This window comes from Herminiimonas sp. NPDC097707, assembly GCF_044761395.1.
Taxonomy (GTDB): domain Bacteria; phylum Pseudomonadota; class Gammaproteobacteria; order Burkholderiales; family Burkholderiaceae_D; genus Oxalicibacterium.
On sequence record NZ_JBIWCI010000001.1, the window covers coordinates 1,125,674 to 1,139,469 of the forward strand.

A 13,796-nucleotide genomic window follows, 5' to 3' on the forward strand; every position below is an offset into this window, starting at 1 on the left:
GAATTGCTGCCAGGGCTATAAAATTGCATTGCCGCTGTGGCTGCGTTCGGCTTCCATGTATTCGGTTGATTGCATTTCCACCAGACGCGACACGGTGCGTTGAAACTCCATCGTCAGCGCGCCATCGGTATAAAGCTGATGCATATCGACGGCTGCCGACATCAGCAGCTTGATTCTGCGATCGTACAATACATCAATCAGCCAGATGAAGCGGCGTGCTTCCGAAGACATGCCTGCCGACATGAGCGGGACATCCGACAGGATGACGGTATGAAAACGGCTGGCAATTTCAAGATAGTCGTTTTGCGAACGCGGACCGCCGCACAGCGTAGCGAAGTCGAACCATATCACACCGCCGGCGCGCCTTAGCGCCTTGATCTGGCGCCCCTCAACATCGATGACAGGATTCTCGTCGCTGGTTTCCGCTATCCGTACAAATGCCTTACGCAATGCATGATCGGCCTCGGCTCCCAACGGTGTGTGGTATGCATCAACCTGGGACAAGGCGCGCTTGCGATAGTCGTTGCCGCCATCCACATTCATGATGTCCAGTTTTTCTTGCAGCAAAGCGATGGTCGGCAACATGCGATCGCGATGCAGGCCATCCGGATACAGCGTACTCGGTTCAAAATTGGATGTGATGATAAAAGACACGCCATTCTTGAACAAGGCATTGAACAGGTTGTACAGAATCATCGCATCAGCGATGTCGGTCACATGAAATTCGTCAAAGCAGATCAGCCGATATTTCTTTGCGATGCGCAATGCCACTTCATCCAGCGGATTGGCAATCATCTTCAATTCATCCAGCTCGCGATGCACGCTGCGCATGAATTCATGGAAATGCACGCGTGTCTTGCGCACCAGCGGCACCACCGCATAGAAACTATCCATCAGGAAGGATTTGCCGCGCCCGACGCCACCCCACATATAGACACCGCGCGGAATGGCCGGCGGCTTGAGAAAACGCAGGAAGGCATTTGCCCGTTGCGCCTTGTACTCTACCCACTCATCGTAGGCTTGCTGCAGGCGGATTACGGCTTGCCTCTGCGCTTCGTCTGCACTGAATCCGCGTTGCAGCAAGGCATGGTCGTAAAACTCTTGAACATTCATTCTGCTCAAATCCAATTCGTTTTCAGAGTAGGTGCGATCTGATTGTTTATCGATGTTCAAGATAAAAACGGGCGAGTCGCAACTCGCCCGCACATTTCAACACACGTATATTTACAGCGGATACATATTCACCACGACACGCGGCGGATAACTGCCGCCGCCCGAACTGATCGGCAGGCTGAAGCCCAGTCCGAGGCCGACACCGCCGCTACCACCGCCTAAACCGACACCCATGCTGGAGCCGGATTGCCCATACGGCGGCAAGCGCAGCTCAGAAGTACGGTAGCCGGGTTTGTTGCACACGATGCGCAACTCACCGGCAGCCTGGCCGATCTCCAGTGTCCCCGGCGTCGTCACATTCCAGCTCGCCGCATTGTTCATCACGACACAAGTGGCGCCGCCGAATTCCTGACCATTACTGGCAGTGGCAACGGCAACCCGGCCGTCGCCCCAATTACCGGTGGCACAGGCTGTCAATACCAGGGGCAGCAGCAAGCTGATGTAACGCATAAACCTCTTTCTAGAAATTCAAGGCCCGGCCATCTACCGCCAGTGCCGCCTCTTTGAGCGCTTCCGACAAGGTAGGATGTGCATGGCAAATTCGTGCAATATCTTCCGACGAAGCGCGGAATTCCATCGCGACGACCGCTTCCGAAATCAATTCGGATGCCTGCGGCCCGATGATGTGCACGCCAAGAATTTCATCGGTTTTTGCATCGGCCAGAAACTTCACAAAGCCGGTGGTATCGCCCAGTGCACGCGCACGACCATTCGCCAGGAAAGGAAAGGTGCCGGCTTTATAGACGATATTTTCAGCTTTCAGCTGCTGCTCGGTTTTACCGACCGAAGCAATTTCCGGCGAGGTATAAATAACCGATGGAATGGTATTGAAGTTCACGTGCCCATGCTGACCGGCTATGCGCTCTGCAACGGCAACGCCCTCTTCTTCCGCCTTGTGCGCCAGCATCGGGCCACGCACAACGTCACCCACTGCCCAGACGTTAGCCAGGCTGGTTTTGCAATCGCCATCGACAGCGATAAAACCGCGCTCATCCAGTTTCAGGCCAACTGCTTCGGCATTCAAGCCTACCGTATTCGGTATGCGTCCGATCGATACGATCAATTTATCGAATACCGCTTTTTGCGCCGCACCCTTGTCATCGACATAGTTGACCGTGACATCATTCTTGCCCACAGTGATCGCGCCGATTTTCACACCCAGATTGATCGCCAGACCCTGCTTGACGAATTGCTTTTGCGCTTCCTTGGCGACCTGCTCGTCCACAGCACCGAGGAAAACCGGCAAGGCTTCCAGCACGGTAACTTCAGAACCGAGACGGCGCCAGACGCTGCCCATTTCCAGGCCGATCACTCCAGCACCGATCAAGCCCAGACGTTTCGGTACTTCGGTCATAGCCAGTGCACCGGTGTTGGAGAGGATCATGTTTTCATCGAAATCGGCACCCGGCAATACACGCGGCGTCGAGCCGGTTGCCACGATCACATGTTTGGCCACTACGATTTCTTCGGCGGCGCCGGCCACTTTGATTTCATATCCGCCCGCGCTCGCTTTTGCAAAGGAAGCACGACCATGGAAAAAGGTGACCTTGTTTTTCTTAAGCAGATACAGGATGCCATCGTTATTCTGCTTGACGACCGTATCCTTGCGCGCCACCATTTTTTTTACATTCAGCGTCAAATCCTTGACTTCAATTCCATGCTCGGCAAAGGCATGACCTGCATGCTCGTAATGCTCGGACGATTGCAACAAGGCTTTCGATGGAATGCAACCGACATTGGTGCACGTCCCGCCAGGCGCTGCGCCGCCCTTGGCATTTTTCCATTCATCGATGCAGGCGACAGAAAATCCCAGTTGCGCTGCACGTATGGCGGCAACATAGCCGCCAGGGCCGCCGCCAATTACTACTACATCAAAATTTTTCGACATTTTTTATCCCGCGAATTTTTTACTGAAAAAAAAGACACAAAGGCATCAGCTTGCGCGCGCCTTTGTGTCTTTCCGTCTATCCGATTTTAGAGATCCAGCAACAGGCGCGCAGGATCTTCCATCGCTTCCTTCATCGCCACCAGGCCCAGTACGGCTTCACGGCCATCGATGATGCGATGATCGTAAGACATGGCGAAGTAGTTCATCGGACGGATCACGATCTGGCCGTTTTCAACCACTGCGCGCTCCTTGGTTGCATGTATCCCCAGAATCGCCGATTGCGGTGGATTGATGATAGGCGTCGACAGCATCGAACCGAATACGCCGCCGTTTGAAATCGAGAAAGTGCCGCCGTTCAGATCGTCCAGCGTCAGCTTGCCTTCTTTGGCCTTGTTGCCAAATTCCGCAATCTTCTTTTCAATTTCAGCGATAGTCATTTGATCGGCATCGCGCAGAATCGGCACCACCAGTCCGCGTGGCGAACCGACTGCGATGCCGATATCGAAGTAACCGTGATACACGATGTCATTACCGTCTACCGATGCATTGATGATCGGATATTTTTTCAATGCAGCGACCACTGCCTTGACGAAAAAGGACATGAAGCCGAGTTTGACGCCGTGTTCTTTTTCGAACTTGTCCTTGTACTTGGTACGCAGATCCATCACCGGCTGCATATTGACTTCATTGAAGGTCGTCAAAATGGCATTGCTCGATTGCGACTGCAGCAAACGCTCGGCGATACGGGCGCGCAAGCGGCTCATAGGCACGCGTTCTTCCGGACGATTGGCAAGCATAGTGGCCGACATTGGCGCAGTCACTTGCTGCAGAGCGGGCTTGGCTGCCGCAGTTGCTGGGGCTGCAGGCGCTGCCGGTTTTTTCTCCAACTGACTGATGACGTCGCCTTTGGTGACACGGCCATCCTTGCCGGTACCGGCAACATCGCTCGCTGCCAGCTTGTTTTCCGCCAGCATTTTTGCTGCTGCCGGCATGGCGATACCGCTGGCGGTATTCGCGGATGCCGCCATTGCTGCTGCAGGTGCGGTCGCGGTAGGTGCTGCTGCGGCAGGAGCAGACGCTGCAGGAGCAACTGCTGCCGACAGGTCGGTATCGAGCAAGGCAATGACTTCGCCAGCGACCACGGTACTGTTGTCATCGCGAATGATTTGCGTGATCACGCCGGTAGCCGGTGCCGGCAACTCCAGCACAACCTTGTCGGTTTCGATATCGATCATGTTTTCGTCGCGTGTGACGGTCTCGCCCACTTTTTTATGCCATTGCAGCAGCGTTGCTTCTGCAACGGATTCCGACAGTTGCGGAACTTTGATCTCAAGAATTGCCATATAACTCTCCGTTTCGGTTTGTTCATGTCGCACCCCAGTATCTGGAGTGCGACAGGGTCTTTATTTCGTTTGGATAAAACCTTTTAACTTGCTGAATGCTGTTTCTATCAGCGTCTTTTGTTGCGCGTAATGCTTGTCATAATAGCCGACTGCCGGTGAAGCGCTGGCTGGACGACCGGCATAAGCCAGCTTCTGTCCATCCGACATGTTTTCCAGAATATTATGCTGAATCTGGAACCATGCACCCTGATTTTGCGGTTCATCCTGCGTCCACACCAAATCTATGGCGTTCGGGAATTTCTTGAGCTCTGCAGCGAATGCCTTGTGCGGGAATGGATACAGTTGTTCGATGCGGATGATGGCCACATCGTTCTGCGCCCGCTCCTTGCGTGCATTGACCAGATCGTAATAAACGCGTCCCGAACAGGCGATGATGCGTTTGACTTTTTTCGCATCGATATTCGTATCGACTTCGCCAATCACGGTCTGGAACGAGCCGCTGGCCAGCTCGGAAAGCGGCGAACCGGCTTCCTTGTTGCGCAGCAGCGATTTCGGCGTCAGGATCACCAGCGGTTTGCGGAACTTGCGGATCATCTGACGACGCAGCAGGTGGAAAATCTGCGCTGCCGTAGTCGGCTGCACCACTTGCATATTGTTGTCTGCGCACAATTGCAGGAAACGCTCCGGACGGGCCGACGAATGTTCCGGGCCCTGACCTTCGTAACCATGCGGCAGCATCATCACCAGGCCGGATGCGCGACCCCATTTCACTTCACCCGAACTGATGAACTGATCGATCACGACTTGCGCACCATTGGCGAAATCGCCGAACTGCGCTTCCCAGATCACCAGCGTATTCGGCTCTGCCGTCGAATAGCCGTACTCGTAGGCCAGCACCGCTTCTTCCGACAAGACAGAATCGATAACGCGGAACCATGCCTGCTGGTCGGAGACGTTCTGCAAAGGCACATAGGTACCGGCATCCCAGCGTTCGCGATTCTGATCGTGCAATACCGCATGGCGATGCACGAAAGTGCCGCGCCCTGCATCCTGCCCGGTCAGGCGCACTGCATAACCGGAAGAAACCAGCGATGCATAGGCCAGATGTTCACCCATGCCCCAGTCCAGATTCATTTCACCGCGTCCCATGCTGGCGCGATCGGCCAGCACTTTCTCGACCAGTGGATGCACCTTGAAATTTTCCGGAAGCGCAGTAATACGCTGGGACAAGCGCTTCAACTCCGTCATCGGAATGGCCGTATCGGCAGCATCGGTCCATTTGCGATTCAGGAACGGCAACCAATCCACTGCATACTTGCTCTTGAAATTCGAAATGACCGGATCGATGGTATGTTTGCCTTCATCCATCGCATCGCGATAGGCCTTGACCATGTCATCGGCTTCATTCTCTCCCACAGTTCCCTGCGCGAGCAGTTTGTCGGCATACAGCTTGCGTGTGCCGGGATGCTGGGAAATTTTCTTGTACATCAGCGGCTGCGTCAGCGCCGGCGTATCCTGCTCGTTATGCCCCAGTTTGCGGTAGCAGACGATATCGACCACGATGTCCTTGCGGAATTCAAGGCGATAATCGAGCGCGATCTGCGCTGCAAAAACCACTGCTTCCGGATCGTCGCCGTTGACGTGAATAACCGGCGCTTCAATCATCTTGGACACGTCCGTGCAATACAGAGTCGAACGCGTATCGCGCGGATCGGAGGTAGTAAAGCCGATCTGGTTGTTGATGATGATGTGCACCGTGCCGCCGGTACCGTAACCGCGGGTTTGCGCCAGGTTCAGCGTTTCCATGATGACGCCCTGTCCGGCAAATGCCGCATCGCCGTGAATCAGGATAGGCAGCACTTGTTGCGACGGATCGTTTTGTCCACGACGCTCGATACGTGCACGCACCGAACCTTCCACCACCGGATTGACGATTTCCAGATGCGATGGGTTGAAGGCCAGAGACAGATGCACCGGTCCGCCCGGGGTGCTGATGTCGGATGAGAAGCCCTGGTGATACTTGACGTCGCCGGAAGGCAAATCGTCGCCATGCCGGCCTTCGAATTCGGCAAACAATTCCTGCGGCATCTTGCCCAGCGTATTGACCAGCACGTTCAGACGACCGCGATGCGCCATGCCGATGACGATTTCCTGCACGCCCTTTTCACCGCCGCGCTGAATCACCTCATCGAGTGCCGCGATAAAGCTTTCGCTGCCTTCCAGAGAAAAGCGTTTTTGTCCTACATATTTGGTATGCAGATAACGCTCCAGCCCTTCGGCTGCACTCAGGCGTTCCAGGATATGCTTCTTTTTTTCGCTGGAAAATGTCGGTGTCGAGCGTATCGATTCAAAACGTTCCTGCAGCCAGAGCTTTTGCGCAGGATCGCTGATGTACATGAACTCCGGTCCGATCGAGCGGCAATAGGTATCGCGCAAGGCATTCAGCAGATCGCGCAGCGATGCCGTTTCGGCGCCGAAATGGGTATTGCTGATATTGAACACGATGTCCATATCGGCATCGGTGAAACCGTAAAAAGACGGTTCCAGTTGCGGAATGGATGGACGCTCCTGGCGTTGCAGGGGATCGAGATTGGCCCAGTTGTTGCCAAGCACGCGATAAGCCGCAATCAACTGTGTGGCGGCGACGCGCTTGCGTCCCATTTCCACATCTTCGGATGCGACGACATTGCGGATCGGGCCATGTTTGGCACGCTCTGCAAAAGACGCAATCACGGAAGCATGGGCCACGTCCGGTTTGCTGGAACCGTCGACCGCAGGCACATGCTGCATAGCGTCGAAATACGCACGCCAGTTATCCGGCACGGAGCCGGGATTGTCCAAATATGCTTCGTACAGTTCTTCCACGTACGGAGCATTACCCCCAAACAAATAGGAGTTGGCTAAAAGTTGTTGCATCATCTTGCTCACCTTTCTTCGCGTTTCGCGAGATTAGCGGGTTATTCAACCTTCCGCGACACGGCCTGACCGTTTAGCGGATTGCACATCAAGTTGTGGGGAAGGACGTTTTTTCGATAACTGATTTAATAACTGGGTCTAACAATGTAAAACGAGAATAGCATAAAACAAATGAATAAAAAGCGAATCTCATGACTCGCTTTTTATCGCGTCAACTTACGCTGGGCGTTTCGACATTTCCGGCACATCGCGCGCTTTTTCACCAATGAACAATTGACGCGGACGACCGATCTTTTGTTCCGGATCTGAAATCATTTCATTCCATTGCGCGACCCAACCGACAGTACGCGCCATCGCGAAAATACCGGTGAACAGCGAAACTGGAATTCCCAATGCCGATTGCACGATGCCCGAATAGAAGTCGACGTTCGGGTACAGCTTCCGCGATACAAAGTATTCATCTTCCAATGCCACTTTTTCCAGCGCCATTGCCAGTTTGAACAATGGGTCGTCGTGCAGGCCCAGTTCTTCCAGCACTTCATGGCAGGTTTCGCGCATCAGTTTGGCGCGCGGATCGAAGTTCTTGTACACGCGATGACCGAAGCCCATCAGCTTGATGCCGGAATTCTTGTCCTTGACCTTCTCCAGGAATTCAGGAATCTTGTCGACTGAACCGATTTCCTTCAGCATGTTCAGTGCTGCTTCATTCGCGCCGCCATGTGCCGGGCCCCACAGGCAGGCAATACCCGCTGCGATACAGGCAAACGGATTGGCGCCGGACGAACCGGACAGACGCACGGTCGAAGTCGATGCATTCTGTTCGTGATCGGCATGCAGAATCAAAATTCGATCCAGCGCGCGCACCAGCACGTCATTGATTTTGTATTCTTCAGCAGGCGTAGAGAACATCATGTGCATGAAGTTTGCGCTGTAAGACAAGTCATTGCGTGGGTACACGAAAGGCTGACCGACTGAGTACTTGTACGACATCGCCACCAGCGTCGGCATCTTTGCAATCAAACGGATCGCCGATACTTCGCGGTGATGCGCGTCGCTGATGTCGAGCGAATCATGATAGAACGAAGACAATGCACCGACCGTACCGACCAGCACCGACATAGGATGCGCGTCACGACGGAAACCGCGGAAGAAGAATTGCATCTGTTCATGCAACATCGTGTGCTTGGTAACGGTCGCAACGAATTCTTTTTTCTGCGCCGCATTAGGCAACTCGCCCTTCAACAGCAAATAGCTGGTTTCCAGGAAATCGCAATGTACCGCCAATTGTTCAATCGGGTAACCGCGATACAGCAATTCACCCTTGTCGCCATCGATGTAGGTAATGGTCGAATTGCACGATGCGGTAGACATGAAGCCTGGGTCATAGGTGAATTTACCGCTTGCACCGTACAGCTTGCGGATATCAATCACGTCAGGACCAATGGTTCCCTTGTAGATCGGTAACTCCACTGATGGCGAACCGTCAGAAAACGACAGTGTGGCTTTGGTGTCAGATTGGGAGTGGGGCATGGCTCTTCCTTCTATATAACGAGGGGTGGAGTCGATTTAAGAATAAATCGCAAAATTAAAAAGTCATCATCCGTGCAATTTGATCCGTTTCGATCAAATCGCACGCAATCTTGTCAGCAACGCGCGTACATGTGGGAGATCGTTTTCACCTTCCGGTTCGCTGCGCGCCAGCAGCAAATTCAATAAATCATTATCCGGCAACTCCAGCAATACCGAAAAAGCTTCGACATCTTCGTCAGTCAAGGTTTCTTCATGCTGATCAAGAAATCGCGTCAGCAGCAAATCATTTTCAAGCAAGCCACGGCGACCGCGCCATCGCAATCGTGCGCGCTTTACGGGATCAGCTTGGTGGGTATTCGACATGGACACTCATTCAATCTTTAACGCTTATTCCACGTCAATTCTTGTTGCGAAGAAAAACACGGCGACGAATTTCAGATCAGCCATCGTACATCGCTGACACTTCGGGACAACGCCCTCTGTGCAAACGCTATACCGCTCGTCGCACCAACAGTTCCTTGATTTTTCCGATCGCGCGCGTCGGGTTCAAACCTTTGGGGCAAACATCCACACAATTCATGATTGTATGACATCTGAACAATCGGTATGGATCTTCCAGATTATCCAGCCGCGCACCGGTTGCTTCATCCCGGCTATCGGCAATGAAGCGGTAGGCTTGCAACAAGCCTGCCGGGCCGACGAATTTATCCGGATTCCACCAGAACGACGGACAGGAAGTCGAGCAACATGCGCACAAGATGCATTCGTACAGGCCATCCAGCTCTTCACGTTCCGCCGGCGTCTGCAAGCGTTCCTTCTCAGGCGGGATTGTATCGTTAATCAGGAAAGGCTTGATCGAGTCGTACTGTTTGAAGAACTGCGTCATGTCCACGATCAGGTCCCGTATCACTGGCAAACCAGGTAATGGACGCAAGACGATAGGCTCTGTCAGCTCGTTCAGATTGGTCGTGCAAGCCAGGCCGTTTTTGCCATTGATATTCATTGCATCCGAGCCGCACACACCTTCACGGCATGAGCGACGCAGGCTCAGTGTATCGTCGACGTCGGCCTTGATGCGTTGCAAGGCATCCAGCAACATCTTGTCATGATCCTGCAATTCCACCGTCACATCCTGCATGTACGGTTTTGCATCCTTGTCAGGATCATAGCGGTAAATCTGGAGTCTGAGCGTGCGTGCCATGTTCTGACCTTTTAGAAAGTGCGTGGTTTAGGCTTGAAGGTATCAACCGTCAGTGGCTTGGTCACCACTGGCTTGTAATCAAGCCGGTTGCCTTCGGAATAAAACAGCGAATGTTTCATCCAATTTTCATCATCGCGGTTCTCATAATCGCGATGTGCATGCGCGCCGCGTGATTCCTTGCGTGCCACGGCAGATGTAATCGTTGCCTTGGCAACCTCGATCATGTTATCGAGTTCCAGTGCTTCGACCCGTGCAGTATTGAAAACGCGGGATTTATCCTTGAATGAAACGTGCTTGCGACGCTCATCCAGTTCCATGATTTTCTTGTAACCGGTTTGCAGCAGTTCGTCGGTACGGAACACACCGCAATACTGCTGCATCGTCGAGCGTATATCATTGGCAACATCCTGTACGCGCTCACCGCCAGTACTGTTTTCCAGATGCGCCAGACGCGACAGCGCCAGATCGGCAGCATCCGCCGGCAAGGGCTTGAGCTCACGCTGTTTCAGATTGCTTTGGACAATATGGTTGCCGGCTGCACGACCGAAAACAATCAGATCAAGCAGCGAATTGGTGCCAAGACGATTGGCGCCATGCACCGATACGCAGGCGCATTCACCGATCGCATACAGACCGTTGACGACATGGTTCGGATTGCCGTTTTTCGGTTCGACTACCTGGCCGTGAATATTGGTTGGAACACCGCCCATTTGATAATGGATAGTCGGCACAACAGGAATCGCTTCGCGCGTCGCATCGACGTTGGCGAATTTGTGCGCGATTTCCAGAATCGATGGCAAACGTTTTTGAATTGTCTCTGCGCCGATGTGACGCAGATCCAGCATCACGTAATCCTTGTTCGGGCCGCAACCGCGCCCTTCCTTGATTTCCTGATCCATCGAACGCGACACAAAATCGCGTGGCGCCAGATCCTTCAGGGTAGGCGCATAGCGTTCCATGAAGCGTTCACCCTGGCTATTCACCAGAATGCCGCCCTCACCGCGCACGCCTTCGGTAATCAGCACGCCGGCACCAGCCACACCGGTTGGGTGGAACTGCCAGAACTCCATGTCTTCCAGTGGCAAACCGGCACGTGCTGCCATACCGAGACCGTCGCCGGTATTAATGAATGCATTGGTTGATGCGGCAAAAATACGACCGGCGCCACCGGTAGCCAACATCGTCGTCTTTGCTTCCAGCATCATCACTTCGCCGGTTTCCATTTCCAGCGCGACCACGCCGATCACATCACCATCGGCATCGCGCATCAAATCGATCGCCATCCACTCAACGAAGAAATGCGTACGGGCGCGCACGTTGCGCTGATACAGCGTGTGCAACAAGGCATGACCGGTACGATCGGCAGCCGCGCAAGCGCGTTGCACGGGCTTTTCACCGAAGTTGGCGGTGTGACCGCCGAATGGGCGCTGATAAATTGTACCGTCGGCATTGCGGTCGAACGGCATGCCGAAATGTTCCAGCTCGTAGACCACTTTAGGTGCTTCGCGGCACATGAATTCGATCGCATCCTGGTCGCCCAGATAATCGCCGCCCTTGACGGTATCGAACATATGCCAGAACCAGTTGTCTTCCGCCATATTGCCGAGCGATGCTCCAATTCCGCCTTGCGCGGCAACAGTATGCGAGCGAGTCGGGAATACCTTCGAAAGCACCGCGACGTTCAAGCCTGCTTCTGCAAGCTGCAGCGATGCACGCATGCCAGAACCGCCGGCACCAATGATGATGGCGTCAAAATGGCGCGAAGGAATGCTTGATTTGATTGCTGCCACGTTACGCTCTCCAAAGAATCTGCGCCGTCCATCCGGCGCAAGCGACCAGCCACACGATCGTGGCAACCTGCAATATGAGGCGTATCGATACCGGTTTGATGTAATCCATCCAGATATTACGCATGCCGACCCATGCGTGATAAAACAATGCCAGGAAGGTCACAAAGGTGAACATTTTGAACCATTGCTGCGCAAACAGTCCGGCCCAGCCTTCGTAACTGAAATCGCTGGCAAGCAGGAAAGCGAGCAACAAAACCACCGTGTACACAATCATGATGATTGCCGTTACACGTTGCGCAAGCCAGTCCTTCAAACCGTAATGCGCACCTACGACCCGTCTATGCGGTCCGATATTATCGATAGCCATCAGAAAGCTCCAAACAGTTTGAGTGCGACAAGCGCCGTTAATGGCAGACTAATCGCCAACACAATGACAGCCGACTTGCGTCCATTGACCTTATCCACGCCTACATGCACGTCTGCGAGCAAATGACGTATACCGGCGCAAAAGTGATGCAGGTAAGCCCACACCAGCCCGAGAATGATCAGTTTGACAAACCAGTGGGAAGCGATGCCCTTGAAATGCTCGAAAGAGATTTCAGACATCAGGCTTTTGTCGAGCAGCAGCAAAATGACTGGCAGCAGCAGGAAAATCAATGCGCCGCTGATGCGATGCATAATGGATATGATCGCAGCCAGTGGCATCCGATAATGCACCAGGTCGGCAATATTAATATTGCGGAACTGCGGCTTGCCGGTTTTGAGTGAATCAGACATGACGTGACTTTCCCAAGCGAGATGAACTTCTAATTTTCACCGATTTTGGTGCACCACACCAAAACAAATCTTTTTTTAAATCCTGTTTAACACTTTTTACTTGCCTACTTAGCAAACATGGGACTGACAATTGCAGGCATCGCATCGTCATGTTCAGCTCAATTCATTTTGGTAATGATGATTATTTGTCACATACAAAGAGCGTCGCACTTCCACCGCTTTATCGCCATAGGTAAATGAAACCCGGTTCACGCTCAGCAATGGCGTATTCAGCGGCAGCATCAATAGTTCCGCCGCACTTTGATCGGCGACCACGGCGCGGATGTTTTCAACCGCACGTATCATCTGAATACCAAACTCCGTCTCCAGCAGCGCATACATGGGCCCCTTGTATTGCAGCACACGCTCGAGCGACAGGCCTTTGAAAATCGATCCCGGCAACCACAGCTCCTCCAGAATCGTCGGCGCACCATCGAACGACTGGATACGCTTGACGAAGAAAACCGAGTCGCCGGTTTTAATGTCCAATTGACGCGCAATATCGGCCGGCGCACGCAAACGCCTGGCTTCCGTAACGGTGTTCTCGGGATACTGAGCATCGCCGACATCCGGCTTCAAACGCAGAAAGCGAAACTGTGCCCGCGCTTCATGATGCGTTGCAACGAAAGTACCTTTACCCTGCCGCCGCACCACCAGATTTTCGGCCGACAGCTCATCAATCGCCTTGCGCACCGTGCCCTGACTGACCTTGAAGCGATTGGCCAGCTCGATCTCACTCGGAATCAATTCGCCCGGACGCCATTCGCCCGATTGCAGACTCTTTGTAATCAATGCCTTGATTTGCTGGTATAGCGGACTGAAGGTCGGTGACGGCACCGTCGCTGACGCACCGGCAGCCTGGGCCGGATTAGCTATCGACAGAGAAGGATGGGAGGAGCTCATGAGTATGGATTTCACCACAAAACCACCCTCCGCGTCCAGCGAAAGTTGATAATTAACATGTCTTATATAAGACATAAGATACATATTGACAATACAATGCCCGAAGCCTACACTCGCAGCAGCATTATTTTGTCGCAGCAACAACAACATCGAGCAAAACAGATGATCGATTTGTGGATAGCCCCCGCTGACTTCTCCGGTATTCAACTGTATTATTGCGCCACGCGGAATATTTT

The 13,796-nt window shown here is 53.3% G+C and carries 12 protein-coding genes; all 12 read right to left on the reverse strand.

Annotated elements, in window-relative coordinates; all coding sequences use genetic code 11:
• Positions 1–15: 15 nt before the first annotated feature.
• Positions 16–1,113: a cell division protein ZapE gene (gene zapE, locus ACIQW9_RS05400; protein WP_402337903.1), complete on the reverse strand. Its 1,098-nt coding sequence runs from the start codon at positions 1,111–1,113 to the stop codon at positions 16–18.
• A 111-nt stretch (positions 1,114–1,224) separates the two neighbouring features.
• Positions 1,225–1,623, reverse strand: coding sequence for a hypothetical protein (locus ACIQW9_RS05405; RefSeq protein WP_402333900.1), 399 nt, complete (start codon positions 1,621–1,623; stop codon positions 1,225–1,227).
• 10 nt (positions 1,624–1,633) lie between these two features.
• Positions 1,634–3,061 carry a dihydrolipoyl dehydrogenase gene (lpdA, locus tag ACIQW9_RS05410; RefSeq protein WP_402333903.1) on the reverse strand — a complete coding sequence of 476 codons (1,428 nt, stop codon included), beginning with the start codon at positions 3,059–3,061 and terminating at the stop codon, positions 1,634–1,636.
• Positions 3,062–3,147: 86 nt separating this feature from the next.
• A complete protein-coding gene (gene odhB / locus ACIQW9_RS05415; RefSeq protein ID WP_402333906.1) occupies positions 3,148–4,404 on the reverse strand; it encodes a 2-oxoglutarate dehydrogenase complex dihydrolipoyllysine-residue succinyltransferase in 1,257 nt (418 codons plus the stop codon).
• Positions 4,405–4,464: 60 nt separating this feature from the next.
• Positions 4,465–7,323: a 2-oxoglutarate dehydrogenase E1 component gene (locus ACIQW9_RS05420; RefSeq protein ID WP_402333909.1), complete on the reverse strand. Its 2,859-nt coding sequence runs from the start codon at positions 7,321–7,323 to the stop codon at positions 4,465–4,467.
• Positions 7,324–7,536: 213 nt separating this feature from the next.
• On the reverse strand, positions 7,537–8,850 hold the full coding sequence (gene gltA / locus ACIQW9_RS05425) for a citrate synthase (RefSeq protein WP_402333912.1): 1,314 nt from the start codon (positions 8,848–8,850) through the stop codon (positions 7,537–7,539).
• Positions 8,851–8,943: 93 nt separating this feature from the next.
• Positions 8,944–9,213 (reverse strand): succinate dehydrogenase assembly factor 2, encoded by a 270-nt coding sequence (locus tag ACIQW9_RS05430; RefSeq protein ID WP_402333915.1) that lies wholly within the window; start codon positions 9,211–9,213, stop codon positions 8,944–8,946.
• A gap of 127 nt (positions 9,214–9,340) precedes the next feature.
• Positions 9,341–10,051: a succinate dehydrogenase iron-sulfur subunit gene (locus tag ACIQW9_RS05435; RefSeq protein WP_402333918.1), complete on the reverse strand. Its 711-nt coding sequence runs from the start codon at positions 10,049–10,051 to the stop codon at positions 9,341–9,343.
• A gap of 11 nt (positions 10,052–10,062) precedes the next feature.
• A complete protein-coding gene (sdhA, locus tag ACIQW9_RS05440) occupies positions 10,063–11,841 on the reverse strand; it encodes a succinate dehydrogenase flavoprotein subunit (protein WP_402333921.1) in 1,779 nt (592 codons plus the stop codon).
• A gap of 1 nt (position 11,842) precedes the next feature.
• The gene (gene sdhD / locus ACIQW9_RS05445; protein WP_402333924.1) at positions 11,843–12,208 is read right to left on the reverse strand and encodes a succinate dehydrogenase, hydrophobic membrane anchor protein; all 366 of its coding nucleotides are present in this window, start codon (positions 12,206–12,208) and stop codon (positions 11,843–11,845) included.
• Positions 12,208–12,618 (reverse strand): succinate dehydrogenase, cytochrome b556 subunit, encoded by a 411-nt coding sequence (gene sdhC, locus ACIQW9_RS05450; RefSeq protein WP_402333926.1) that lies wholly within the window; start codon positions 12,616–12,618, stop codon positions 12,208–12,210. The genes sdhD and sdhC overlap by 1 nt, the downstream gene beginning before the upstream one ends.
• 153 nt (positions 12,619–12,771) lie before the next feature.
• A complete protein-coding gene (locus ACIQW9_RS05455) occupies positions 12,772–13,560 on the reverse strand; it encodes a GntR family transcriptional regulator (protein ID WP_050756707.1) in 789 nt (262 codons plus the stop codon).
• Positions 13,561–13,796: the final 236 nt, after the last annotated feature.